The following is a 23,018-nucleotide window of genomic DNA, read 5'->3' as shown; positions in this document are numbered from 1 at the left end:
ACCTGCAAAACGCCAGAGTAACACGGTGAGAGGACTGATCGCGGCACTCTTTTCGATTTTGAGCGCCGCCACACCGGCGGCGGCGCAGCGATCAGCGGATCGAGTGATCGTCGTCACACTCGATGACATGAGGTGGCAAGAGATCTTCGGCGGAGCCGATCGACGTCTGATGACAGGCGCCGACGGCGACGTGGCCGACAGCGGGTTGACCCTCCGGCGGTTCTGGCGCGACGATCCCGCCGGCCGGCGACGAGCCGTGATGCCGTTCCTCAGCTCGATGGTTGCCGAACGGGGCCTCCTCCTCGGTGACTCGGCCAGCGGGAGCGATTTCCGGGTGGCCAACGACCAGCGGTTCTCGTACCCCGGATACAACGAGCTCTGCACCGGAGCACCGGACCCGCGAATCACCAGCAACGACAAGACCCCAAACCCCAACGTCACGGTGCTCGAGTGGCTGGCGGGGCACCCCGGGTTTCGCGGATCGGTCGAGGCCTACGGCTCGTGGGATGTGTTCCCGTTCATCTTCAACACCGCGCGAAGCCGGCTGCCCGTCAATGGAGACGGCCCGCCGTTCAAGACTCCGACCACCGACCACCAACGGGCCACGAACCGGTTCGCCGAGTGGCTGCCGAATTTCTAGGGCGGGGTCCGGCTCGACGCCCCGACCATGGCGGCGGCCCTCGTCACGCGACAGCCCCGGGTCCTGGTGGTTCTCCTTGGTGAAACCGACGAGTGGGCCCATCAACGGCGGTACGATCGGTGCCTCGATGCTGCCCTGCGAGCCGATCATTTCATTCGACAACTCTGGGAAGCGGCTCAGGCGCTGCCCGACGCTCGAGGGCGGACGAGTTTGTTGATCTCAGCCGATCACGGTCGGGGTCCGGGGCGGGATTGGACCGATCACGGCGTGGACGTGCTGCCCGCGGATCGGATCTGGATGGCGGTGATGGGGCCGAAGATTCTTCCGAACGACGACCTCAGACGTCAGAGCGGAACCCAAAGTCAGTTTGCGGCAACCATCGCGATGCTGGTCGGCGAATCATGGCAAAGTGCAAGACCGGGTGCAGCGGCACCCCTTCGCATCAAGTAGCCGAACCGACGCGGGAGTAGGTTTGGAAGGAAAAACTCATCGAGTGGCGCTCATCGGCGGGGTGGAAGACCTCATCGTCGAGCGTCCAAGCCGTCCGATCGAAGTCCGGGAAGTACGTATCACCTTCGACCGAGGCGTGAACGACCGTGAGATAGAGCCGGTCGGCTCCCGGCAGCGCTAACCGATAGATCTCGCCTCCGCCGATCACGAAGACCTCGTCCTCGGTTGCCCCCAACGCCAGCGCCTGCTCGAGACTCGGCACCACCGTCACGCCATCCGGGCGAAACGAGGGGTCCCGAGAGATCACCACATTCCGCCGGTTCGGCAGCGGCCGCCTCACCTCATCAAAGGTCTTTCGCCCCATGATGACCGTGTGGCCGGTCGTGAGCTGCTTGAAGAATTTGAGATCATCGGGCAGGCGCCAGGGTAGTCCGCCGGCCCGGCCGATGACTCGGTTTTCGGCGACGGCCGCGACGAGGGAGAGGCTCGGCACTCGGCGCTCGGCGCTCGGCGCTCGGCGGGTGGTCATATGGCGATCGGGGCGAGGATGGCGGGGTGGGGGGTGTAGGCTTCGATGGCGATGTCTTCGAAGGAGAAGTCGAAGATCGAGGTGATGTTTGGGTTGAGCCGGAGGGTGGGGAGCGGACGAGGGTCGCGGGTGAGTTGGAGCCTCGCTTGGTCGACGTGGTTGCTGTAGAGGTGGGCGTCGCCGAAGGTATGGATGAACTCCCCGGGCACGAGGCCGGTGACTTGGGCCATCATGGCGGTGAGCAGGGCATAGGAGGCGATGTTGAAGGGAACGCCCAGGAAGACGTCGGCGCTCCGCTGGTAGAGTTGGCAACTAAGCCGGTCATCGACCACATAGAATTGGAACAACGCGTGGCAGGGGGCGAGCGCCATCTTCGGAATGTCGGCCGGATTCCAGGCGCTCACGATGATCCGGCGGGAATCGGGGGTCTCCCGAATTTGGCGAACGGCCTCGGCAATCTGGTCGATGGTGCCGCCGCCGGCCGCCGGCCAGGAGCGCCACTGATAACCATATATAGGACCCAAATTGCCATCGGGATCGGCCCACTCGTCCCAAATCGACACGCCATGGTCCTTCAGATACTTGGTATTGGTGCCCCCGCGCAGGAACCACAACAGCTCATGGATGATCGACTTGGTGTGGACCTTCTTCGTGGTCAGCAGCGGAAACCCGGCCGCCAGGTCAAACCGCATCTGGTGGCCGAACACGCTCAGCGTACCGGTGCCAGTGCGGTCGGTTTTGGGCCGACCGCGCTCAAGCAGTAGCGTCAGGAGATCAAGGTAAGCCCGCATAACTCAGATCAGGGGGCCTTGGTGCCGGTGAAGCGGTATCGAAGCAACACGGAGTCGGGGTTTTCAGCCAGCATGAACCGACCCGTTCCCATAACCGTGCCGGGGCCCGTAATCCGGGACACCCATTGCTCGGTCACTTTGATTCCCGGAAAACTCGGGTTGCTCCTGGCCCCGACGGAGCCGACGGCGCTGTCGGCAGACAGGACATAGGTCGACAGCACCGTGTCGGGCTGACCAACGACGGTAGCGCGGCACGTCCCTCCCCCGCAGGCCTGGGTGAACTGACCCAGCAGTGAATCGCTGAGCGAGTGGAGCTCCCCCGACCACGTCCCCGCGATATCCGCCTCGGTCGTGGCGGCAGGGGCCACAGTGGCGGCTTCGTCCTTCGGGACCTCAGCTTTGGCACAGCCAATCACCAACGGCAATAGCAGGGCGAGACGGCGCATCGGCAACTCCCGGTGGGACGGTAAGGGGAGGAACAGGGATCGGGACGAAAGATCAGTTCAAAGCGGATCGTCCGCCAGGTCAAGGCGGGACGAATCATACCCGGCCCCCTGTTCCAGGCGCCGGAGACCAGCCGCGATGTCGGCTGGTATCGGCGCGGCGCGGCTGCCCACTTTGAGGGAGCGGATCGGGGGTTCGCCGGCGCCGAAATCGAACTTGACACCCGGATTCAAAACCCCGCTCGGATCGAAGGCCCGCTTGATCTGCCGGAAGACCTGGGCCATGGCGGAGTCGGCTGGTTTGACGCCCCGATCGAGCCGGACGACTTCGGCATCGGCGGTGACCATGGTCAGGCCCTCGACCCAGCGACGAACTGATCCGTATTTCACCGTCCGGGCACCGGCGCGGCGTTCGTCCCGACGACCCCGCCCACGGTGGCCCATCGCGCACTCGACGGATCGACCGGCATCCGAAGCCCAACCCGTCCCGCCGCCTCGGCCAAGACGCCGAGCGAGACCGCCGCCCCCGTCGTGGCGAGCAGAGCGACTTGGTCGACGGCGACCGGGGCCCCGTCGAGCGCCGTCAAGTCGACCACCACACCGTCACCCACGTTGCCCCCGGGCATTCCGCTGCCCGCGCCACGCGGGACGAGGGGTACCTGATGTTCCCCGGCCCATCGAACCAGGTCGACCAGCGCCTGGGTGGTGGGAGGAACCGCCACGGACCGGAGCACGATGCGGTAGATCCCCGCCCCTTCCGAATAGGCCGCCCGGGCTCGCGGATCGTCGCGCCAGATCCCTCGGAATACCGGAGCCCGCATGGTCAGCGGCGAGAGGTCGTGTCGGGCTTGCTTGGTTCGATGACGGCGGAGTCGGGCTTAACCGGTACCGCCTGGATTGGGGGTCCGCCGGGCGCGGCCTTCCGGGCGGCTTTCTCTTTTTCCTCGTCCGGGACACCGTATTTTTCATTGAGACGCTTCAGCGACTCCGCCACCCGGCGGTTCACCGGATGGGTCAGCGGCACCGCCACCTCGGTGTCCCGTTCGCGGAGGGAGGGATCGGCCGCCGGCACATAGACGGTTTCGATCTCGACCCGGGCAAACCCTGGTTTGCTGGCATCGACCCAGGCGCGGACTCGAACCACGTCCTCGCCGAGCGGCCTGGCGGTGGTGGGCCGGAGCGACTTGGCGTCAAACCAGGGAGTCTCGAGGTAGCCGGCAACCCGATGCACCAGGCTTACCGGAATGCTGTCCGCCTCGAGGTAGGCCACGACCGAATCGGTGATCCCCGCGATGCTCGAGTCTTTATTGAGCAGGCCGAACCCGATTTCGGCATGCTCGGCCTCCGGCAGCGGAACGAACCACGGCCGCTTGGTCGTGGCCCGGCAGCCGGCCAGCAGCGCGAGGGCCGTGAGGGCCCGACGGGGGTACCCGGCTGTCATGGTTTCAAGACTCGCCGAACTTCGTTGGCCAAGAGGTCGATCAGACCGGGGCCGCGGTTCGGAAGTTCATGCCCCGGCTTGACCCCGCCCCGCTCGAGGAAATCGAGGGCCCGCTCGAGGCCGAGTTGGACCCGATCGGCAATGGGCCGAACCCCGCGGAGCCAGATCGCCGAGATCAGGGCGCCCAGCGCCACCGGAGCGATCGCCACAGCGAAGAGGCCAAATCCAGCCAAGACGGCGGCACTCCCAACTCCGAGACCTCCGAACACTGCGGCCCCGATCAGATGCTCGCCCCGGGTCCGGCGTAACGTGCCGATCAGCGTGACATGGCTGTACCCGCTTTCGAGCTGGGTCACGGTCGCCACCACCAGTTCCGCCCGTGACAGCATGAACTTGGGCTTCGAGGTATCGAGCGAGGCGGTGCCCCGCCGGATGGCGGCCTGCATCCCCCGCAGCGGCTCCCAGCTGATCCAGCCAGCCTGTTGGCGCTGCACCACCATCAACTCGTTCTTGTCCATCCACCCCACCAGCGACCGGATCACATCCTCCGCGGCCCCTTGCACGACGCGTTGGGCCCGAACCTCGGCCGGACCAACGATGCGACCGACCAAGGTCTGATCGGGTGTGGCGGCCACCGCAGTCTGGTGCTCAAGCATGGCCTGTTGGAGGTAGCGGCCGGGAATCCCGACATCTTTGCCGAGCGCCAGCACTTCGTCCGGGGTCAGGCTGTCGCCGACATCGCGTTCGCCGGTTTGGAGTTCGGCCGCGCGCTGAATGATCCGGTCGAGCGCCGCTCGATCGATCTTGGGAGCCTCAGGCGAGGTCATCCGCCACCCGCGGTGGCGCCGCAGCGGATACAGTGACTCCAATCGGGTTCGATGTCGTCACCGCAGCGCCCGCACTGAAGCCGCCCAAGCCGGGTCCCGCAATACGGGCAGAAGGTGACTTCCCGATGAGTGGGCAGCGGGCGGTGGCAGGTGGCGCACTCGACGGACTCGACGGACTCGGCACTCGGCACTCGGCGCTCGGCACTCGGCGGGGGTGGAGGTGGCTCGGGCTCGGGGGGCGGGGGCTCGGGGGCGAGTGCCGCGTGCCGCGTGCCGAGTGCCGAGAGCGTTGCTGCCCCGAACTGGATCGTCGTGTCGTTGAGATCCTCGACGATGTCCAGGTCGGGGTTCGGGGAGTTGACCTCTTCGCGGCACCGGGCGGCGGATTCGGCTGGGTTGGTCCGGGCAAAGCCGCCCTCCTCGGCCACGAGGCGGAGGACCAGAAGTTCGTACTCCTCGTGACTCGACAGCTCCAGGGCCGACCGGTTCAGACGGTAGGGCATGATGGAGGCGCGGAGATCGCCGACGTTGACGGGGCGATAGAGGCCGGTTGGATCGCGAGCTTCGAGCCGCTCGACCAGGCGTTTGACGAATCGTTCCAGGTCGGTCATCATCGCTTCTCTTCGAGTCCGAGCGGGAGTGATTCACCCCCGGCCACCCGGCTTTCGAGGGCGGTGAAGGTGGCGTCGGGGTCGTAACCAAGGTAGCGGCCCTTGGCCCGCTGGGCTCCGAGCCACGGGTCGAAGGTGGCGGCGGCGATCCCTTCCGACGTGATCTGCTCCTTGGCGGCCCGAACCGCCAGGTCGTTGGCAAATTCGTTCTTCACTTGGCCCGCGTGGCCCCGAACCCAGACCAATTGGGTGGCATGACGGGCCAGGGAGGCGTGGAGGGCTCGCCACAATTCGAGATTCTCGATGGCGCCGCTTTTTCGCTTCCAGCCCCGGCTGACCCAGCCGGGCAGCCATTCGCGGGCCCCGCGAACCAGATACTCCGAGTCCGACACGATCAGGACCCGGAGCCGCTTGCCCTTGGCCGACAGCAGTTGGAGCAGGGCGATGGCACCGGCGAGCGCCATCCGGTTGTTGGTGGTGGCCGGGGAGTGTTGGTAGAACTCGCGCCGCTCAATGCCTTTCGGGGTCCGGATCTCGATCAGGCCGCCGGTGCCCCCCGGGTTGTCTCCCTCCCGGCCGTTGCCAAGGCAGCTCTCGTCCAGATGTGCCACGACGATCATCCGAGCACCTCGAAGGATTCGATGTGGCGGAGCTCGAAGACGATTTCCCGGCCGGTCATCGAGAGGAACCCGACGAATTTTTCGCCTTTGCCGGACAGTTCGAGCCGGCGGGCCACCACCACGAATTCGGTGCCCCGGCGTGACAAGGCAACGCGCCGACCTTCACGGGCGGCGCGTTCGAGTTGATCCATCCGGGCGGGAGTCCAGTGAAAGGCCACCCTGGAATAATAAGAGGTTTTGGCTACAGACCGCTGCCCCTGCCCACCTTGATGACTCCGGACCGGGCGGTGATATGCCCGATGACCCGGTGGGTCGGGGTCCGAGCGGCCCGGAGTGCCTCTATCAGCCCTCGAATCCGGTCCTCGGGAATCGTGATTAGGAGACCTCCCGACGTTTGGGCGTCGGCCATGAGGAGCTGTTCCATCGGGGACACGTCGTCGCCCCACTCGACCGCGACGGTCTCGAGGTTCCGACGGGTGCCCCCGGGCACCGCGCCCTGAGCGGCCAGTTCGACAGCCCCGGCCAAAAGCGGAAGCCGAGCCACGTCCAGTTGAGCGCCGACCTGACTGGCTCCGAGGATATTCCGGAGATGGCCCAGCAGTCCAAAGCCGGTGACGTCGGTGGCGGCGGTGGCGCCATGGGCCACGGCCGCTTTGGCCGCGCTGTCGTTCAGGGTGGTCATGACTCCGATGGCTTCGGCAAGTTCTGATTCCTCGATGATGCCGCGTTTGAGCGCGGTGGTGAGAATGCCGGTGCCAAGGGGCTTGGTGAGGACGATCAGATCGCCGGGCCGGGCGCCGGCGTTGGTCAGCATCCGGTCGGGGTGGACGTCGCCGACGACGACCATCCCGAACTTGGGCTCGGGATCATCGATCGAGTGCCCGCCGAGAATCAGGCAGCCGGCCTGCTTGGCGATCCGGGCAGCGCCGTCCAGGACCTCGCCCAACATGCTGAAGGGCACGATGTCTCGGGGCCATCCCACTAGATTGAGGGCGAAAATCGGGGTGGCCCCCATCGCGTAGATGTCGCTCAAGGCGTTGGCGGCGGCAATGGCGCCCCAGGTGGCCGGATTGTCGACGATGGGCGGGAAGAAATCGACCGTCACCACGAGAGCCCGATCATCGGCAATGCGATAGACCGCGGCGTCGTCCTTGGAGGCGGCGTCGACCAATACGTTGGGATCGGTGATCCCGGGAACGTGGCGCAGCACCTGCGCCAACTCGGACGGTCCGAGTTTACTGGCTCAACCCGCGCCGTGCGATAACGACGTGAGTCGGATCCTCGGGCGCTGATCGCGTGATGCATCACTCATGGTAGATCTCCTTCCGATTGCTACGGCCTTCGTGCTGGGGCTGGCCCACGCGGTCGACGCGGATCACGCCATGGCGGTTTCCACTTTCGTCAGCGGCCGGCCGTCGTGGCCGCTGGCGGTCCGGTTCGGACTCCGGTGGGGCATCGGCCATTCGATCGCGGTGTTGGCCGTCGGCCTGGTGCTGCTCGGGTCCGGGCTCAAGGTCCCCGCGGCCTTCGATCATTGGGCCGAGCGCCTCGTCGGCGTGATGCTGATCGGGATCGGCGGCTGGGCGCTTTGGAGCCGCCGAAACTTACACGAACATCAACCCGGATCCCACGGCGACCACGCCCATATTCACCTCCACCGGGACGGGCCGCCGCCGCACGAGCACCACCACGACCGACCGGCACCGGGACCCCACCAACATCGCCCCCGGGGCGTCACCGCCGTGGGCCTTCTCCATGGACTCGCGGGCACCAGCGGCGCGATGGCTCTGATTCCCGTCACCCTGATGAACGACTGGCGGGTTGGGGCGGCCTACCTGATCGCTTTCTGTGCCGGGGTGATGGTCGGGATGGCGAGCTTCGCGTTGATGCTCGCCGTGGCGATCACGAAGGCCACCGGTCAATCGGTGCAATGGGGACGACGGATCGCGTCGGGTATCGCACTCGGGTCGGTCGCTACGGGAGTGTTTTGGCTGGTGCGGCCGGGGGGTTGACCACCCGTTCCAACACCCGGAGCCCGATCAAGGACCGCTCATCGGCCGCCACGTTGCCGAACGATCCGTCGTCCCGTTGGCGCTGCAACAATCCGGGCAGGGCTTGATCGAGGATCGGTCCGACCAAGAGATGATCGACCCGGCAGAGCCCGTCGAGGGCGTTGAAGAAATCGGCCTTGGGCCAGGTCCCGTCCCGGAGTTGCTGATTCCCAACTAACCGCACCATAGACTCAAGGGTCGGGCGCCATCGCTCCGGAGCCGCCGCCAGGGCCGCCAGCGCGTTGAAGGCCAGATCAGGCACCAAGAACTCGCCCTAGGTATCCCATTCAAGCTGGAGGTTCGAGAAGCTGTCGAGGTGGCGCTGGGCGGCCGGTTCGTGCGCCCGCCCACCCCGAAGCACGGCGGTCAAGGCCAAGCCACTGACCGCAAACCGGGCTTGTGACTCAACCTGGTACACCTTGCCGTTAGGCATCGACGCGGGGGCGGCCCGCTCGGACGGCGGGGCGGGACTGAAGAATCCACTCACGAAATGCTCGCACACCCGATGGGCATGGCGAGCCGCCGTGCACCCTTCGCCAAACCCACCGGGGCGGTTGGCCTGCGCCATGATCCAGGTCAGGGGGGGTCGAGCCGGGACGGCGGCGCATCGAGATCGACCAAATCGAGCACGGCAAGGGCCGTGGCGGGAAAGTCGGCGGCTTTCCCGTCCGGGCGGATGCCGGCGGCGATCGATCCGATCAGTTGATCGCGAAGCACCGTGTCCGACGGGAACGCCCGGCCAAACGCCCGGCGAGCGACGAAGGCATGACGGGAGCTTCGCCGGCCGAAGTACTCGACAGTCCGGGCGAGCGCAGTATTCGGATCCAGGGTCTACCGCTTCTTGCCGCCTTTTTTGCCCTTCTTCGTCGCTTTCTTGCCCTTGGCTTTCTTGGCGACCTTCTTGGCGACCTTCTTGGCGACCTTCTTGGCGACCTTCTTGGCAACCTTCTTCGCGGCCTTCTTGGGCTTCGACTTCTTCGCCGCCTTGGCCTTCTTGGCTGGTTTGGCCGATTTGGCCTTTTTCACAGCTTTGTTGGCTTTTTTAGTCTTTTTGGCGACTTTTTTGGCTTTTTTAGCCGTTTTGGTGGGTTTTGCAGGCTTGGCCTTGGCGGCCGGCTTCGCTGCCACCTTGGGGGCTCGGGCCTTGGGACTTGGAGCGCTCGGAGGCATCACCGGGGGTGGGGTCGGCGCAGCCATTGGCCGGGGAGCAACCGGCGGTGGTGACGACGGCATCGGTTCCATCCAACCCGAGCCGGTCCAACCCATCTCCATGTCACGGAAAACCATGCGATTCCTCCCCAACGACGGATGCCTGCTGGATTTCTGCGGAACGAGAACTCCCCGCAGCACGGTGACGCCTTATATCTTGCACCACTTCCCAACCTTGTGCAAGCTATGAGAGCGCTGACGCTAGTCGAACATGGCGGCATGGACCGTCTCCTGGTCCAGGACGTCCCCACTCCTTCGGTCGATGGTCCTGACCAAATCCGAATTTCCGTTAAGGCCGCTGCCCTTAACCGATTGGATTTATTCATCTTAGGAGGCCTCCCCGGGATCACCCTTGGCTTCCCCCACGTGGTCGGCACCGACGCCGCGGGCGTGGTGGACCAAGTCGGGGCCGGCGTTTCGGGCCTTGCCCCGGGCGACCGGGTCGTCGTCAACCCGGGGCTTTCCTGCGGGGTGTGCCCGATGTGTCAATCGGGTGAAGACCCCTTTTGCCGGAATTTCCAGATTCTCGGCGAGCACCGGGCCGGAACGGTGGCCGAGTATTTGGTGGTGCCGGCGCGAAATGTGGTCAAGGTGAGCGACCGGCTGAATTGGGCCGAGGCGGCCGCGCTGCCGCTAGCCGCGTTGACGGCGTGGCGGATGATCGTCTCCCGAGCCCGGGTCGAGACGGGCGAAACCGTGTTGATCTGGGGCATCGGCGGCGGCGTGTCGCTCGCCGCGCTCCAAATCGCGAAGCACCAGGGCGCCCGGGTGGTGGTCACCAGCTCATCGGATGCCAAGCTTGTCGCGGCCAAGGCGTTAGGCGCCGACCTGACCCTCAACCATGGAACCCAGGACGTGGCCAAGGAGGTTCGCGCCTGGACCAAGCGGGGCGCCGATGTGGTCGTCGATTCGGTCGGCGAGAAAACCTGGGACAAGTCCCTCAAGGCGCTCCGTCCGGGCGGGCGTTTGGTTACCTGTGGCGCTACGACCGGCCCCCACGTCCAGATCGATATCCGGAAGCTGTTCTGGTTCCAGTGGACCATCATGGGGTCCACCATGGGCTCGGTGCCGGAGTTTGAAGCCATGATGGCGTCGGCCAACAGCGGAGCGATCGTCCCGGTGGTGGACCTGATCGTGCCAATGGACCAGGGTCTCAAGGCCTATCAACGCATGGAAAGCGGCGAGCAGATGGGGAAGGTCGTCATCGAGGTCTCCCCGTGAATCCAATCGTCGAAAGGCTCCGCGCCGGGTTCGATCAATTGGCGGCGGTCGTGCCGGCGTTCTTCGGCTCGCTGCTGATCTTGGTGGCGGGGTATTTCATCGCCAAGATGGTTGAGCGGTGGACGGACTCGCTCCTCAAGCGGCTCAACTTCAACAAGATGGCGGAGGCGGGCGGGATTTCCGAGGCGGTGGGCCGGACCGGCACCCGTCTCGATCCGATTCACGCGGTCGGGAACTTGCTGTTCTGGCTGATGATGCTGGTGGTCATTCTGCTCGCGAGTGCGGCGCTCGGTCTCAGCAGTATCAACCAGATGTTCGGGACGATGCTGTCCTACATCCCCACCCTCTTTGCCGCCGTCATCATCGTGATCCTCGGCATGATCCTCGGGGAGTTCGTTCGGGCTATCGTACTCGCTTCGGCCGGCGGAGTGGAGGGGGTGCCGACCCTGGCCAAGCTCGCTAAGGCGGCGGTGGTCCTGATCGCGGTGTTCATGGCCATGCAGCAAATGGGCGTGGCGGCCGAGATCGTCACCGCGGCGTTTACCCTGATTCTCGGCGCCATTGCCCTGGGTGCTGGCTTGGCGTTCGGGCTTGGAAACACCGGCCTGGCCGGTGAGATTACCCGACGGTGGTACGAGGAACGGCGGGACGAACGCCGGGAGCAGGAACGGCGCAGCGCCGAGATCGAGGCCCGCGAAGCCAATGGAGAGGACCAGCCCTAAGATGAAATTCTTATGCTGTTACTGGGCCTTGCTGGCCCCCGTTGCGCTGACCGCCCAAACAACCGACACCCTGCCAGCCCGGGTGGCCACCAAACAAATCGACGCGTTCAACCAGCACGACCTCGACGGCTTCATGGCATTGTACGCCGAGGATGCCGTCGTGGCCGAGTTCCCGTCCGGAAAGATCCTCCGGACGGGCAAGACAGCGATCCGGGAACACTACGCCGCGATGTTCAAGGCCAACACGATGCCCCCGGTTCGGGTACCGACGCGGGTGGTCGATGGCGCGTTCGTGGTGGATTACGAGGAGTGGGACGCTAAAGCGGGCGAGCGGAACCATGCGACGTGGATGTACGAAATTCGGGGCGGGTTGATTCGAAGGGGTTGGACCCTCCGGATGTAGGAGCGGGCTGGCGCCCGCCCCAGGCATTCGGATTCTCGGGAAGATTCAGACGGCGAGCGGCGCTTTTCGGATCGGTTTCCCGGTCAGGGCAAACAAGGCGTTGGCCACCGCCGGACCAATCGGTGGGGTGCCGGGTTCACCGACGCCGGTCGGCGCTTCGGTCGAGGCGACCATGTGAACTTCGACCACCGGCATTTCCCGCTGCCGGAGGACCCGGTATTTGTCGAAATTGGTCGACACGACCCGACCCTTGTCGATTTGAATCTGGCCATAAAGCGCAGCGCCTAAGCCAAAGGCAATGCCTCCCTCCATCTGGGCCCGCACCACATCCGGATTGACCACGATCCCGCAGTCGACCGCGCACACCACCCGGTGGACCCGCGGCTTGCCCCCTTCGAGCGACACTTCAGCCACCTCGGCCACATAGGTGTTGAACGATTTGTGGACCGCGATCCCGCGGGCCCGGCCGGCGGGAAGCGGCGTGCCCCAGCCAGCCTTCTCGGCGGCCAGGTTGAGAACCCCCAACCGCCGGGGCTCCTTGGCCAAGAGGCCGCGGCGGAATTCGACCGGATCTTTGCCGGCCGCCTTGGCCAGCTCGTCGATGAACATTTCGACGGCAAAGGCGGTGTGGGTGTGCCCGACCGACCGCCACCACTGAACCGGAATCCCGCTCTTCGGGAAATGAGTGTCGACGAACACATTGGCAACGGCATAGGGATGATCCGCCGCGCCTTCGAACGATGACGGGTCCTTGCCGTCCGGCGGCATGAACGGAGTGCCATCCATCAGCGCCGGACCGACGATCCGGTGCCACCAGGCCACCGGATTGCCGGAGGCGTCAATGCCGCCCTTGATCCGATGCAGGAACGCGGGGCGGAAGTACCCGGCGCCGGTGTCGTCCTCCCGGGTCCAGATCATTTTGACCGGGGCCCGGCCCTCGATGGCCTTGGCGATGGTGGCCGCCTCAACCACGTAGTCGGACTTGGCGTTGGCGCGCCGGCCAAAGCTGCCCCCGGAGTACAGTGTGTTGATCCTGACCTGCTCTGGCTTCATGCCGAAAACCCCGGCGACGGCGCCTTGGTCGGCGGTTTGGAACTGATCGCCGTTCCAGACTTCCGCGCCATCCTTCCGGAGGTGGACCACGCAGTTGAGCGGCTCCATCGACGCATGGGCCAGGAACGGAAACTCGTAGGTAGCCTCGATGGTCTTGGCCGCCGTGCCAATGGCAGCCTCGGCATCGCCGTCCTTGCGGATCTCGATGCCGGGCTGGCCCGCCAACTCACGGAACTCGGCCATCACTTCGGTGGTGCCCCGCTTGTTGGCCGCCGAGGTATCCCACTCGACCGTGAGAGCGGCACGCCCTTGCCGGGCGGCCCAGAAGTGCTCGCCGAGCACCGCCACACCAGTCGGAATCTGCACCACGTCGACCACGCCGGGGACCGCTTTGGCCTTGGTGGCGTCGAATGACTTGACCGTGGCACCGAACAGGGGCGGATGGGCCACGACCGCCGTCAACATGCCGGGTAGTTTGACATCTTGGGTGTAGGTAGCCGTGCCCGTGCTTTTGGGCTTGGCATCGACCCGCGGGGTACCCTTCTCCTTCCCGATGTAACGGAAGTCCTTGGGATCCTTGAGGGTGACAGTCTCCGGTACCGGCAACTTGGCCGCGGCAGCCACCAAGGTCCCGTACTCGGCGCGCCGATTGCTCTTGGCGTGGACCACAACCCCTGGTTCCGTCGTGAGTTCGGTGGCGGGGACACCCCATTGCTTGGCCGCCGCGGCCACCAGAACCGCCCGGGCCGTTGCACCAGCCTTCCGATGTTGCTCAAATGAGGAGGCGATGGCGTTCGACCCGCCGGTGCCCTGCATGCCGCCGAGGCCGGCGTTGCCGTACTTTTTCGCGTCCGCCGGAGCGCCTTCGACCCGGACCCGGCTCCAATCCGCGTCCAACTCGTCGGCAATGAGGGTGGCTAACCCGGTGTAGGTACCCTGCCCCATTTCGAGGTGCTTGGAGAGCACGAGCACGTTGCCGCTCCCGTCGATCTGCACGAAGGCATTGGGCTCGAAGAGGCCCGCGGCACCGGCCACCGGCGTGGCAGCATCCTTCGGTCCGCAGCCATACACCGTGACCAACAGACCGCCGCCAACCGCTACCCCGACGCGGACGAAGTCCCGCCGGCTTACCGTCGTTGGTTTCGGATTCATATTAGGCCTGCTTCGTTTCGGCGGCGCGGTGGATGGCGGCGCGGACCCGTTGATAGGTCCCGCAGCGACAGATGTTCCCGTTCATGGCCTGATCGATGTCGGCATCGGTCGGCTGGGGCTTGGATTCGAGCAACGCCACCGCCGACATGATCTGACCGCTCTGGCAGTAACCGCACTGGGGCACCTGCAGTTCGACCCAGGCCTGCTGGACCGGGTGACTCCCATCGGGCGAGAGCCCCTCGATGGTGGTGACTTTCTTGGCGCCAACCGCCGAGAGCGGGATCGAGCACGAACGGACCGGAACGCCGTCGAGATGGACGGTGCACGCGCCGCACTGGGCAATCCCGCATCCATACTTGGTGCCGGTCATGCCCAGGACGTCGCGGAGGACCCAGAGCAGCGGGGTCGTGGAGTCGGCGGCGACTTCCTGCGCTTGGCCGTTGACGGTAATGGTGGCCATGAGTTCTCCTTGGGGAAGGGAGGAGATTACTCGGCCAGCGAGATTTCCGGTAGAGCCTAGCGCTCGTCGGGCCGGCCCCGGCCCCGAAGGTAGCGATCGAAGAACCGAATGGCCCGCTTGGACTGGTCCAAACGACTGGCCTCGGTCTGGACGGTGTGGGGCTCCGAGGGGTAGTACATCACCTCGAAGTCCTTTCCGAGTTCGACCAGGCGTTGCACCAGCCGGGCCGCGTCCTGAAAGTGAACGTTGTCATCGACGAGCCCGTGTTCGACCAACAGGTGGTCCTTGAGGCCCTCGGCGTAGTAGATCGGGCTCGAGCGGCGGTAGGCCGCCGTGTCTCGCTGGGGCAGGCCAAGAATCCGGCTGGTCCATTCGTCACTGTAGTGGGCGTAGTCGGTAACCGAGGCCCGGGCGATCCCGGCCGCGAAGATCCCGGGGTAGCGGAACTGGCTCATCAGGGTCATGAACCCGCCGTACGACACACCATAGACCCCGATCCGAGTCGAGTCGATCCCCTGGGTCCGGACCAGGTAGCGAGCGGCCGCAACCGCGCCGTCGACGTCCGTGATGCCCATTGCCCCGGTCACATCGGTTCGATAGGCCTTCCCGAAGCCGGCCCCGCCCCGATAGTCGAAATCGAGGACGGTATAACCCGACTGGAGCAGGTAGTGGAGGAACCCGACATGGAGACCCCAGCCATACACCGACCAGCCCCGATGCGCGAATTGGCGATAGCCGCCGCCGTGGAAATGGATGACCGCCGCCCGTTCCCGGTTCGGCTGGGCCGGCCGGTAGAGCGCGGCCCATACTGATTTGCCGTCGGGATGGGCGAACGACACGATTTCGGGGTTGACCAAGCGGTGCCGGGTGAATTCGTCGGTCCCGCTCATAGTCACTCGCCGGGCCGGGTCCGATCCAGCCGTGGCGCGGAGGAAGAGGTCGGGCAGTTGGGAGGTGGTGGAATTGGTGATGGCGACCCGAGTGCCGTCCGGCGAAAGGACACCCCCGTTCCGGCCGGCGCCACGGGTGAGCGGGCGAAGCGGACCCCCGGCCGCGGGCATGACCGCGAGCTGATCATCCGAGGGATGCTCCTGGCTGGTCTGGAGCAGCCACTGGGTTCGATCCCGGGAGAGCGACGCCTCTCGGACCTCCCACTCACCGGTCGTGAGCGGGCGAACGCTGCCATCGGGCTCGGCCAGGTAGAGGTGGCTCCAGCCGCTCCGCTCCGAGGCGAACACGAAGCGATTGCCCGGCAACCATTCCAGCAGGGCCGCCTGAACGTAGTTGCTCTGGATCGGCGGGCCGCCGAGCCACCCCTCGTCCTGATCATGGGTGAGCACCCTGGTCTTGCCCGACGTCGGGTCGATCTCCGCAATCCAGAGGTCGTGGTCATGCTCGCCGACGAACTGGGCTACCGCCCGGGTCCCCTCGAGATTCCAGAACAGCCCCGCCGGTTCGGTCCGCTCGTCGCCGGCTTCCGGCAGGGTGATCCACCGAACTTCGAGACTATCGGCCGGCACCGTCGGAACCGCGGCCACCACGCCGAGCCGGATGAGGTCGCGGGGTTCACCGGTCTTGGACCGCGCGTCGAGCACTTTGCTGTACCCGCTCGGATCAACGAAGTCGAGGTACTTGGTCGGGGGCCGTCGCAGGTCGGTCGTTGTGGCCCGAAAGGTCAGGTATCGGCCATCGGGGGAGAGCTCGATCCGGTCGACCTTGGTGCCCGCCGGCACTGGAATGGCAAACGGCGTGCCCGGCTTGCCGCGAGCCAAGGCGGCCCGGAGCTCCCGGTCGCGATCGGCCTGCCGAACGCTCGGAAACAGATCTCGTTGTTGCCGCGCCAGTTGCCGGGCGGCATCGGTCGGAGCCGGGTGGTCCGGGACGACGCGAATCGCCACCAGCTCGATGCCCCCGCCGGTCACGCCATAGCGGTAGAGCCCCTCACCCACCTCGAACTCGACGGCCCCGTCGGCGCGGGCAAACCGGGGTCGGGCGATCGGGCCGGCCAGGGTCGCAATCCGGCGAGTGGCCGCGCCATCGAACAGGTAGAGCGACGATCCCTCCGCCCACGTGGCGAGGCGGCCGGAGCGGCTCCAGACCAGCGACGCGCCGGGAACGAGCGCGGCGGCGCCCGCGGGGACCGGCTCGGCCCATTGGCCGGCGGCATCGGTCCGAAACCAGGGATCGGCCTCCGGAAGTTCGGCTGACTTGGGTTTGATGTTCCAGCGGAAGTAGACCCCCGATCCGTCGGGGGCCCAGCGAACATCACGAACCCCGAGGCCGAGCCAGCGATCATTCCGGGAGACGTCTTCAATCGTGAGGGGAACCCGGGCGGTACCGGCCCCGGACGACTGGCGAATCGGAGTCGGGATCCGGCCGTCTTGTTGGAATGACACGAGCAGGACGGCCAGGGCAGGTATGATCATGAGGCGGGTCTCATTTCGGTGGCGCGAGCCACCCATCAGGGTCGTACACCGGTCGGCCGCCAACCAGCGTCAACACGCTGACGGTCTTCGGCAGTTCCGGCGGAGGGATCGTGAAAATGTCATGAGAGAGGACCGCCAGGTCGGCCAGCATCCCCGGCACCAGGCGGCCTTTGTCCCGGTCGCGACGCTCGGCATACGCCGAGCCGAGGGTGAACGCCCGGACGGCCTGCTCCATGGTCAACGCCTCGGGCGGATTGTTCGGGTGGATGACCGCGAGCATCAGGTTCACAAAGGGATTGACGGGGCCGTCGGAGCCTAACGCCAGCATGATTCCGTTGCTCAGGACGCTCTTGGCGGGCTGGAGCGTCGGAAGCCGGGCGGCACCGTACCGGGCCAGGGCCATCGGGCCCAGGGCAAAGTGGGCCGAGTTCTGGACGATGACGACACCGAAGGACTTCGCCGCCGCGTACTGATCGAGGGAGAGCCCGTCGCCGTGTTCGATCCGAGGCCGGAGCTCGCGCCAGACCGAATCGGGAGCGAGGCTCGCCATCGCCGAGAGCACCACGCCGATGGCGCTATCGCCGACCGCATGGATCATCGGTTGGATCTTGGCCGCGAGCGCCTCGGCCAAGAACGCCTTGACGGTATCGGCGGGAAAATTGAGCCGGCCGTACCAGCCGCTTCGATCGCTATACGGTTGCCGAAAAGTGGCCAGGCGCTCGATCGGGGTGCCGTCGAGAATCCATTTGATCCCGTCGGCCTTGAGTACCTGCCACGGGCCGACGATTCGGCCGGTCGAATTAGTGAGCGGCACCGGGATCATCCGGAGCCGAATCGGCAGCTCGAGTGAGTCGAGCACCCGGGCCAGCGTCGCGGGATCGAGCCCAGTCGCCATGGACTGGATGGTGGTCGTACCCCACCGCACCGCGGCGGCGGCCCGGAGTTCGAACCCGGCCCGCACCGCGCTCTCGGCGCCGGGAGTGAGCGCCGTGTAGAAGGCGTAGTTGGCATACTCGTTGGCCAGCCCGGTCAGTCTGCCTTGGCTCCGTTCGAGCCACCCGCCAAGGGGGTCCGGGGTCGAGTCGTTGAGGCCGGCCAGGACCAACGCCGCGGAATTCAGGATCACCCCATGCCCGGACCAGGCCTGCAACTCGACCGGGTGATTCGGTGCAATCCGGTCGAGGGCCGCGCGCCGGGCCCGGGGGTCGGTCAAGATCCGCTCGCCGATCGCGGTTCTGAGCCAGGTGCCGGCCGGCTCGCGCGCAACGAGGGCCGCGAGGCTGTCGGCAACCGGGCCGAAGCCCGGGTCGGGAGTTGGACTTGGGCCGGTCGCGAATTCAACCCCCGGCCGGGCCGGATTGATATGGTCGTGGGCGTCGTTGAATCCGGGAACCACCGTCCGGCCGCCGAGGTCGATTGACCGGGTGGCCGGGCCGGCGGCCGCCTTGAGGTCGGCTGTGGAACCGACCCGGATGATCCGTTCACCCTTGATCAGCAGCGCTTCGGCCCAGGGCGTCCCCTCCAGCGCCGCCGTGAAGACCTTGCCGTTATAGAGGAGGATTTCTGATTCGGGGGCCGGAGCGGCGCTACAGCCGGCCCCCACCCAGAGGACCACCAAGAGCCTGGCGGTCGTTTGGACAAGACGCATGGATGAGCCTAACGTGGAGCGGTCGGCGGCGGCGCGGCTGGCAGTTGGATTTCCATCAAGCGGATGCCACCCTTGAACTGCTCGGCCAGGAGCACCGTTTCCCGGCCGGCGGCGATGATCAGGCCGTTGCCGAACGTGGTAAACACCCGGCTGAGAGCCCTGGTGGTGTCGACGAGGTGATACCGGCGGATCGAATCGACGGCCATCTTGGACTTTCGAAGCCAGACGGCCCCATCGACCCCGGGAAACCCGCGCTCGAAGGGAGGCCGGAGGGGTGCAAACGGCAGTTTCTCGGCCATGCTCCGGAGTTCGTCCGGAAACGCCTGAATATACTGTTCGCGGTCGGGGCGTTTGACCTCGAGAACCGGATCGGGGAGCCGCTCCCCGCGGCGCTCTTTCCTGCCCTCGAACACCGACACCTCGTTCCGGCGGACCCGGGCAACCCAGAGCCGGCCATCGGGGCGGATGCCCCACCAGTCGGTGCCGCTGAAGACGATTCGTTCGTACCGCCGGCCCCGCTGCTCGGCGATTTCGGCAATGTCGAGCGGGGCCAGGTTGGCGACGGTATCGAACACCGTGAGGGTCGGATTGCCGCGGACGACGGCAGTGGAGTCCTTCAGACCACTGCCATCGGGACCGGCAATCGGCGGCACTTCGAAATAGTATTGGCCGGCAGCATCGCGGGCCTTGGGCATATTGCCCCGGGTGCCTGCCGGAGCCGGGATCGATCCCACCAGGGTACCGTCGCTGGTCCACAAGGTGGTTCGCTGCATCCCCCAGTCGGCGATGAAGGCGGTATCGCCGATCGAGAAGACCCCGAAGGGCTTGGCGAGTTCCGTCGGTTTCGGGCCCCCGATCCGGGTGGCCGACCGGGTGGCAAAGTCGACGATGGATGCGGCCTCGTGATCGGCGCCGACCACGGCCCAGCGGCGGCCCCCGAGCCAGGCGGCTTCGGGCACGTTGGTCCAGGGCACGACCACGGTGTCCGCCCCGATTGGGAGCGGTTCGACGGCCACCGTTTCCGCCCGGCGCGACGACCCCGGGGTGTCGCACCCGAGGAGCCCCAACCACAAAACGGCCCCGACGCGGCAGATCATTGCGGAAGGTCCGGCCCGGAAATTTCCTCGGTGCTCGGAACCACTTTGTCGAGGCCGAGCCGGGTCAACTCGGCATTGACGCCGTCGAGGCCGGCTCCGAGCAGCACCGTGAGCTTGCCCAATTCGGCATCGAGCGCCGCCGCCAAGATCTTGTAGACCTCGTACGACTGGGCCGTTGGCTTGGCTTCGGTGCTGGCAACGACCCCGGAAAGGGCCGCGATCTGGTTGTTGAGCTTGATCGGGTAGTTGAGCGGATCTTGGCCGCTCTTGTTCTTGACCTGATAAATCTCCGCTTCGACGGCGCTGATTTGCTCGGTCAGGGTGGTGACACTCCGCTGGAGCACGGCCGCGCGTCCCGCGGGCGCGGCTTTGATCCGGGCGGCCAAGTGGGTCTTGAGGTTCCGAATCGTCCGGACCGCGTTGTTCGCCTCGGTGGTCTTGTCGCGGATCTGGATCAGGAACCGGAATTGCTCATCAAGGTCGGCCTGACTCGCGCCGGAGCGCGGATCAATCAGCAGCTTGAACGTTTGGGTGTCGGTTTTGTCGCCCGCGGTGAGCTTGGCGGTGTAGCTGCCCGATGGCGCCTGGGGGCCGAAAATACCGGCGGCCCACATGATCAGCCCCTTGAAGGCAGCCGGCTCGGGATACCGCATATTCCAGGTAAAGCTGTTGGCGCCCATCCGGTTGGGCGCCCGGTTCGAGCCTCCGAAACCAAACCGGCCCCGCCGGCCCCCGGCGGCGTCACCGGTCCGGGCCTCCGCGCTCGCCGGCATCACGCCTAACGTCGCCAGACTGTCGAGCCGGGCCCGTTCGACTTTCTCGGCGGTGGTTTCGGCGGAGTCGGGATCACTGGTGAACTTCTTGATCAACTGGCCTTTGCCGTCCAGGAACTCGAGCGTCACCTTCTGGTCGCCCTTCTTGAGCCAGTACTGGATGGTGGCGCCACCGAACGTCCGGTAAGCGTCGGCCGGCTGGAACAAGTGGGCGTCCTTAGCCATGACCTCGGCCGAGAGCTGACGGAGCGAGGCAATGTCATCCATGATCCAGAAGGCCCGGCCGTGGGTCCCGAGCACGACGTCGGCGTTCTTGATCGCGATGTCGTGCACCGGCACCGGCGGAAGATTCCGGCGGAGGGTCTGCCAGTTGGCCCCGTCATCGAGCGAGACCCACACCCCCCGCTCGGTGCCGGCAAACAGGAGGCCTTTGCGGACCGGATCTTCCCGAATGACCCGGGTGAATTCCGAGGCCGTGATGCCTTTGATGATCTTGGTCCAGGTCTTCCCGTAGTCGGTAGTCTTGTAGAGATACGGCGCAAAATCGTTGAGCTGGAACCGGTTGGCGGCGACGTAGGCGGTGCCTTTGGCGTGGGACGAGGCCTCGATGATCGAGACCCGGGCCCATTGGGGAAGATCCGGCGGGGTGACCCGGTCCCAGCTCTGGCCGCCGTTCTTGGTCACCGCAATGATCCCGTCATCCGACCCGGTCCAGATGACCCCCTTCTCCACCGGCGACTCCGAAATCGTGAAGACGGTCGCGTAGTACTCAACCGAGGTCTGGTCCCGGGTAATCGGGCCGCCGGACGGGCCTAACGTCTTGGGGTCGTTCCGGGTCAAATCCGGACTGATCGGCGTAAAGCTGTTGCCTTCGTCGGTCGACTTGAACACCACGCTCGAGCCGACGTACATGGTGTTCGGATCGTGGGGTGAAATAACGATCGGAAAAGTCCACTGCATCCGGTACTTGGAGTCGACCGCGGAATGGCCCATCGGGTTGAGCGGCCAGGGGTTGATGTCCCGTTCGAATCCGCTCTTGATGTCCTTCCGGGTCAGGTACCCGCCGTAGCTTCCGGCAAAAATGATGTCGGGGTTGTCCGGCCGGGCGGCGATGTAGCCGGACTCGCCGCCGCCCACGTCGTAGAACTCGGCATACTGGGTGCCGCGGGCGCCCTGGCTCGAGCCGCAAAGGGTGCTGTTGTCCTGCTGCGCGCCGCAGACCCGGTAGGGGAAGTGGTTGGTGGTGGCGACGTGATAGAACTGGGCGGTCGGATAGTCGACGTCGGTCCAACTCCGGCCTCCGTTGATGGAGACTTCGGCGCCGCCGTCATCGCCCAAGACCATCCGGTTGGGGTCGTTCGGGGCAATCCAGAGGTCGTGGTTGTCGCCGTGGTGGTTGTTGAACGAGCGCGGGAAGGTCACGCCGCCATCGTCGGAGCGGAACCACTCCACGTTGAGGACGTAGACCGCGTTCTCATTCTTGGGATCGGCAAAGACCCGAGAGTAGTACCAGGCCCGCTGGCGGAGCTTCCGTTCGTCGTTGGTCCGGGTCCACGTCGCCCCGGCATCGTCGGAGCGGAACACCCCGCCGGAGTCGGCCTCGACGACCGCCCAGACCCGCTTGGGGTTGGCCGGTGATACCGCAATCCCGATGTTGCCGATCAGGCCCCTGGGAAGCCCGGGATTCCGGGTCAGTTCCTTCCACGTGGTGCCGCCGTCGGTGGTCTTGAAGATGCCGCTGCCCGGGCCACCACTGTTCATCAACCAGGGTTTCCGGTACGCCTCCCAAAGGCCGGCGTAGAGGACTTCCGGGTCGCTCGGGTCCATCACCAACTCGACGACGCCGGTTGAGTCATTGCCCGGCCGGTTCAAGATCTTCTTCCAGGTCTTGCCGCCGTCGACCGACTTGTAGACGCCGCGGTTCGGGTCCGAGGTGCTGAATACCGGTCCGAGCGCCCCGACGTACACGATGTCGGGGTTCTTAGGATGAATCTTGATCTTGGAAATGTGACGGGTCTCGACCAGGCCGAGATAGCTCCAGGTCCGGCCGCCGTCGGTGGTCTTGTAGACGCCGTCGCCGTGGGAGGTGTTGCCCCGGATCGGGTACTCCCCGCCGCCGACATACACGATATCCGGGTTGGACTCGGCCACCGCAATGGCGCCGATCGTGCCGCCGAAGTACCGGTCGGACATCGGGGCCCAGGTGTCACCCCCGTCGGTGGTCTTGAACACCCCACCGCCCGTGGTGCCCATCCAATACTCCTGGGTCCGCACCGCCGAGCCGGCCACCGCCACCGACCGGCCCCCGCGTTGGGGGCCCAAGTTCCGCCACGACAGCGCGCCGAACGCACTGGTGTCGACCGTCGATTGCGCGGTGAGTGTCGTCGGTAACCCGGTCGCCAAGGCCACCACTGCCATACCTAGAATTCGAGCCATTTCAGTACCCTGTTT

General features: G+C 66.0%; 25 protein-coding genes and 1 pseudogene. 6 read left to right on the top strand and 20 right to left on the bottom strand.

The features are described from left to right. Nucleotides 1-25 precede the first annotated feature (25 nt). Both EXR94_10555 and EXR94_10550 read left to right on the top strand, forming a co-directional pair. On the top strand, nucleotides 26-640 hold the full coding sequence (locus EXR94_10555) for a hypothetical protein (GenBank protein ID MSR03158.1): 615 nt from the start codon (nucleotides 26-28) through the stop codon (nucleotides 638-640). A 27-nt stretch (nucleotides 641-667) separates the two neighbouring features. Further along, nucleotides 668-1,090 (top strand): hypothetical protein, encoded by a 423-nt coding sequence (locus EXR94_10550; GenBank protein MSR03157.1) that lies wholly within the window; start codon nucleotides 668-670, stop codon nucleotides 1,088-1,090. On the opposite strand, the gene EXR94_10545 is transcribed toward EXR94_10550, so the two are convergent. The 11 genes from EXR94_10545 to selD are packed head-to-tail and all read right to left on the bottom strand — an operon-like array spanning nucleotide 1,083 to nucleotide 7,664. Further along, nucleotides 1,083-1,619, bottom strand: a complete 537-nt coding sequence (locus EXR94_10545; GenBank protein MSR03156.1) for a dihydrofolate reductase — start codon at nucleotides 1,617-1,619, stop codon at nucleotides 1,083-1,085. The genes EXR94_10550 and EXR94_10545 overlap by 8 nt on opposite strands. Then, nucleotides 1,616-2,410, bottom strand: a complete 795-nt coding sequence (locus EXR94_10540; GenBank protein ID MSR03155.1) for a thymidylate synthase — start codon at nucleotides 2,408-2,410, stop codon at nucleotides 1,616-1,618. The genes EXR94_10545 and EXR94_10540 overlap by 4 nt, the downstream gene beginning before the upstream one ends. A gap of 8 nt (nucleotides 2,411-2,418) precedes the next feature. Further along, a complete protein-coding gene (locus EXR94_10535; protein ID MSR03154.1) occupies nucleotides 2,419-2,856 on the bottom strand; it encodes a hypothetical protein in 438 nt (145 codons plus the stop codon). Nucleotides 2,857-2,913: 57 nt separating this feature from the next. Then, on the bottom strand, nucleotides 2,914-3,243 hold the full coding sequence (locus tag EXR94_10530; GenBank protein MSR03153.1) for an FAD-binding oxidoreductase: 330 nt from the start codon (nucleotides 3,241-3,243) through the stop codon (nucleotides 2,914-2,916). After that, on the bottom strand, nucleotides 3,240-3,674 hold the full coding sequence (locus tag EXR94_10525; GenBank protein MSR03152.1) for an FAD-binding oxidoreductase: 435 nt from the start codon (nucleotides 3,672-3,674) through the stop codon (nucleotides 3,240-3,242). Before EXR94_10525 ends, EXR94_10530 begins: the two co-directional genes overlap by 4 nt. 2 nt (nucleotides 3,675-3,676) lie before the next feature. Further along, nucleotides 3,677-4,294 carry a hypothetical protein gene (locus EXR94_10520; protein ID MSR03151.1) on the bottom strand — a complete coding sequence of 206 codons (618 nt, stop codon included), beginning with the start codon at nucleotides 4,292-4,294 and terminating at the stop codon, nucleotides 3,677-3,679. Continuing rightward, complete coding sequence (locus tag EXR94_10515) at nucleotides 4,291-5,121, bottom strand: hypothetical protein (protein ID MSR03150.1); 831 nt, start codon at nucleotides 5,119-5,121, stop codon at nucleotides 4,291-4,293. The genes EXR94_10520 and EXR94_10515 overlap by 4 nt, the downstream gene beginning before the upstream one ends. Beyond that, on the bottom strand, nucleotides 5,118-5,735 hold the full coding sequence (locus EXR94_10510; GenBank protein ID MSR03149.1) for a zinc ribbon domain-containing protein: 618 nt from the start codon (nucleotides 5,733-5,735) through the stop codon (nucleotides 5,118-5,120). Before EXR94_10510 ends, EXR94_10515 begins: the two co-directional genes overlap by 4 nt. After that, complete coding sequence (locus tag EXR94_10505) at nucleotides 5,732-6,352, bottom strand: ribonuclease HI (GenBank protein MSR03148.1); 621 nt, start codon at nucleotides 6,350-6,352, stop codon at nucleotides 5,732-5,734. The genes EXR94_10510 and EXR94_10505 overlap by 4 nt, the downstream gene beginning before the upstream one ends. Continuing rightward, complete coding sequence (locus EXR94_10500; GenBank protein ID MSR03147.1) at nucleotides 6,349-6,570, bottom strand: hypothetical protein; 222 nt, start codon at nucleotides 6,568-6,570, stop codon at nucleotides 6,349-6,351. The genes EXR94_10505 and EXR94_10500 overlap by 4 nt, the downstream gene beginning before the upstream one ends. 23 nt (nucleotides 6,571-6,593) lie before the next feature. Next, entirely contained in the window at nucleotides 6,594-7,664 is a 1,071-nt protein-coding gene (selD, locus tag EXR94_10495; GenBank protein ID MSR03146.1) for a selenide, water dikinase SelD, read from the bottom strand. On the opposite strand from selD, the gene EXR94_10490 reads away from it, so the two are divergent. Further along, nucleotides 7,663-8,364, top strand: coding sequence for a hypothetical protein (locus EXR94_10490; protein MSR03145.1), 702 nt, complete (start codon nucleotides 7,663-7,665; stop codon nucleotides 8,362-8,364). The two genes, selD and EXR94_10490, sit on opposite strands and share 2 nt — an antisense overlap. Here the strand turns inward: EXR94_10490 and EXR94_10485 are convergent. The 3 genes and pseudogenes from EXR94_10485 to EXR94_10475 all read right to left on the bottom strand — a co-directional run bounded on the left by EXR94_10485 (nucleotide 8,327) and on the right by EXR94_10475 (nucleotide 9,367). Further along, entirely contained in the window at nucleotides 8,327-8,665 is a 339-nt protein-coding gene (locus EXR94_10485; protein MSR03144.1) for a hypothetical protein, read from the bottom strand. The two genes, EXR94_10490 and EXR94_10485, sit on opposite strands and share 38 nt — an antisense overlap. A 12-nt stretch (nucleotides 8,666-8,677) precedes the next feature. Further along, nucleotides 8,678-8,971: a hypothetical protein gene (locus EXR94_10480; GenBank protein MSR03143.1), complete on the bottom strand. Its 294-nt coding sequence runs from the start codon at nucleotides 8,969-8,971 to the stop codon at nucleotides 8,678-8,680. A gap of 306 nt (nucleotides 8,972-9,277) precedes the next feature. Further along, nucleotides 9,278-9,367 (bottom strand): annotated as a pseudogene (locus tag EXR94_10475) (transposase). Nucleotides 9,368-9,711: 344 nt separating this feature from the next. Here EXR94_10475 and EXR94_10470 point away from each other — a divergent pair. From EXR94_10470 to EXR94_10460, 3 genes are read left to right on the top strand one after another with little or no spacing between them, the layout of a single operon-like run. Then, complete coding sequence (locus EXR94_10470) at nucleotides 9,712-10,833, top strand: alcohol dehydrogenase (protein MSR03142.1); 1,122 nt, start codon at nucleotides 9,712-9,714, stop codon at nucleotides 10,831-10,833. Further along, entirely contained in the window at nucleotides 10,830-11,555 is a 726-nt protein-coding gene (locus EXR94_10465) for a hypothetical protein (GenBank protein ID MSR03141.1), read from the top strand. The genes EXR94_10470 and EXR94_10465 overlap by 4 nt, the downstream gene beginning before the upstream one ends. Continuing rightward, complete coding sequence (locus tag EXR94_10460; GenBank protein ID MSR03140.1) at nucleotides 11,536-11,958, top strand: DUF4440 domain-containing protein; 423 nt, start codon at nucleotides 11,536-11,538, stop codon at nucleotides 11,956-11,958. Before EXR94_10465 ends, EXR94_10460 begins: the two co-directional genes overlap by 20 nt. Nucleotides 11,959-12,003: 45 nt before the next feature. Here the strand turns inward: EXR94_10460 and EXR94_10455 are convergent, their stop codons facing one another. The 6 genes from EXR94_10455 to EXR94_10430 are packed head-to-tail and all read right to left on the bottom strand — an operon-like array spanning nucleotide 12,004 to nucleotide 23,003. Further along, nucleotides 12,004-14,163: a xanthine dehydrogenase family protein molybdopterin-binding subunit gene (locus EXR94_10455; protein ID MSR03139.1), complete on the bottom strand. Its 2,160-nt coding sequence runs from the start codon at nucleotides 14,161-14,163 to the stop codon at nucleotides 12,004-12,006. Between the two features lies 1 nt (nucleotide 14,164). Further along, entirely contained in the window at nucleotides 14,165-14,623 is a 459-nt protein-coding gene (locus EXR94_10450) for a (2Fe-2S)-binding protein (protein MSR03138.1), read from the bottom strand. A 56-nt stretch (nucleotides 14,624-14,679) separates the two neighbouring features. Further along, nucleotides 14,680-17,085 carry a S9 family peptidase gene (locus tag EXR94_10445; GenBank protein ID MSR03137.1) on the bottom strand — a complete coding sequence of 802 codons (2,406 nt, stop codon included), beginning with the start codon at nucleotides 17,083-17,085 and terminating at the stop codon, nucleotides 14,680-14,682. Beyond that, nucleotides 17,060-18,697: an amidohydrolase gene (locus tag EXR94_10440; GenBank protein ID MSR03136.1), complete on the bottom strand. Its 1,638-nt coding sequence runs from the start codon at nucleotides 18,695-18,697 to the stop codon at nucleotides 17,060-17,062. Before EXR94_10440 ends, EXR94_10445 begins: the two co-directional genes overlap by 26 nt. A gap of 8 nt (nucleotides 18,698-18,705) precedes the next feature. Continuing rightward, nucleotides 18,706-19,794: a hypothetical protein gene (locus EXR94_10435; GenBank protein MSR03135.1), complete on the bottom strand. Its 1,089-nt coding sequence runs from the start codon at nucleotides 19,792-19,794 to the stop codon at nucleotides 18,706-18,708. Beyond that, a complete protein-coding gene (locus tag EXR94_10430) occupies nucleotides 19,791-23,003 on the bottom strand; it encodes a glycosyl hydrolase (protein MSR03134.1) in 3,213 nt (1,070 codons plus the stop codon). Before EXR94_10430 ends, EXR94_10435 begins: the two co-directional genes overlap by 4 nt. Nucleotides 23,004-23,018: the final 15 nt, after the last annotated feature.

The organism is Gemmatimonadota bacterium, from assembly GCA_009692115.1.
In the GTDB taxonomy this organism is placed as follows: Bacteria; Gemmatimonadota; Gemmatimonadetes; order Gemmatimonadales; family GWC2-71-9; genus SHZU01.
Note: the sequence above shows the minus strand (reverse complement) of the source record. Positions and strands in the feature narration are given on the sequence as shown.

What these genes read in the sequence shown, in the direction of transcription:
- EXR94_10515 (MSR03150.1), bottom strand. Translation starts at nt 5,121, where the DNA reads ATGACCTCGCCTGAGGCTCCCAAGATCGATCGAGCGGCGCTCGACCGG.
- EXR94_10520 (MSR03151.1), bottom strand. Translation starts at nt 4,294, where the DNA reads ATGACAGCCGGGTACCCCCGTCGGGCCCTCACGGCCCTCGCGCTGCTG.
- EXR94_10445 (MSR03137.1), bottom strand. Translation starts at nt 17,085, where the DNA reads ATGGGTGGCTCGCGCCACCGAAATGAGACCCGCCTCATGATCATACCT.
- EXR94_10540 (MSR03155.1), bottom strand. Translation starts at nt 2,410, where the DNA reads ATGCGGGCTTACCTTGATCTCCTGACGCTACTGCTTGAGCGCGGTCGG.
- EXR94_10450 (MSR03138.1), bottom strand. Translation starts at nt 14,623, where the DNA reads ATGGCCACCATTACCGTCAACGGCCAAGCGCAGGAAGTCGCCGCCGAC.
- EXR94_10550 (MSR03157.1), top strand. Translation starts at nt 668, where the DNA reads ATGGCGGCGGCCCTCGTCACGCGACAGCCCCGGGTCCTGGTGGTTCTC.
- EXR94_10460 (MSR03140.1), top strand. Translation starts at nt 11,536, where the DNA reads ATGGAGAGGACCAGCCCTAAGATGAAATTCTTATGCTGTTACTGGGCC.
- EXR94_10435 (MSR03135.1), bottom strand. Translation starts at nt 19,794, where the DNA reads ATGATCTGCCGCGTCGGGGCCGTTTTGTGGTTGGGGCTCCTCGGGTGC.
- EXR94_10505 (MSR03148.1), bottom strand. Translation starts at nt 6,352, where the DNA reads ATGATCGTCGTGGCACATCTGGACGAGAGCTGCCTTGGCAACGGCCGG.
- EXR94_10545 (MSR03156.1), bottom strand. Translation starts at nt 1,619, where the DNA reads ATGACCACCCGCCGAGCGCCGAGCGCCGAGCGCCGAGTGCCGAGCCTC.
- EXR94_10490 (MSR03145.1), top strand. Translation starts at nt 7,663, where the DNA reads ATGGTAGATCTCCTTCCGATTGCTACGGCCTTCGTGCTGGGGCTGGCC.
- EXR94_10510 (MSR03149.1), bottom strand. Translation starts at nt 5,735, where the DNA reads ATGATGACCGACCTGGAACGATTCGTCAAACGCCTGGTCGAGCGGCTC.
- EXR94_10525 (MSR03152.1), bottom strand. Translation starts at nt 3,674, where the DNA reads ATGCGGGCTCCGGTATTCCGAGGGATCTGGCGCGACGATCCGCGAGCC.
- EXR94_10430 (MSR03134.1), bottom strand. Translation starts at nt 23,003, where the DNA reads ATGGCTCGAATTCTAGGTATGGCAGTGGTGGCCTTGGCGACCGGGTTA.
- EXR94_10480 (MSR03143.1), bottom strand. Translation starts at nt 8,971, where the DNA reads ATGGCGCAGGCCAACCGCCCCGGTGGGTTTGGCGAAGGGTGCACGGCG.
- EXR94_10440 (MSR03136.1), bottom strand. Translation starts at nt 18,697, where the DNA reads ATGCGTCTTGTCCAAACGACCGCCAGGCTCTTGGTGGTCCTCTGGGTG.
- EXR94_10535 (MSR03154.1), bottom strand. Translation starts at nt 2,856, where the DNA reads ATGCGCCGTCTCGCCCTGCTATTGCCGTTGGTGATTGGCTGTGCCAAA.
- EXR94_10470 (MSR03142.1), top strand. Translation starts at nt 9,712, where the DNA reads ATGCCTGCTGGATTTCTGCGGAACGAGAACTCCCCGCAGCACGGTGAC.
- EXR94_10455 (MSR03139.1), bottom strand. Translation starts at nt 14,163, where the DNA reads ATGAATCCGAAACCAACGACGGTAAGCCGGCGGGACTTCGTCCGCGTC.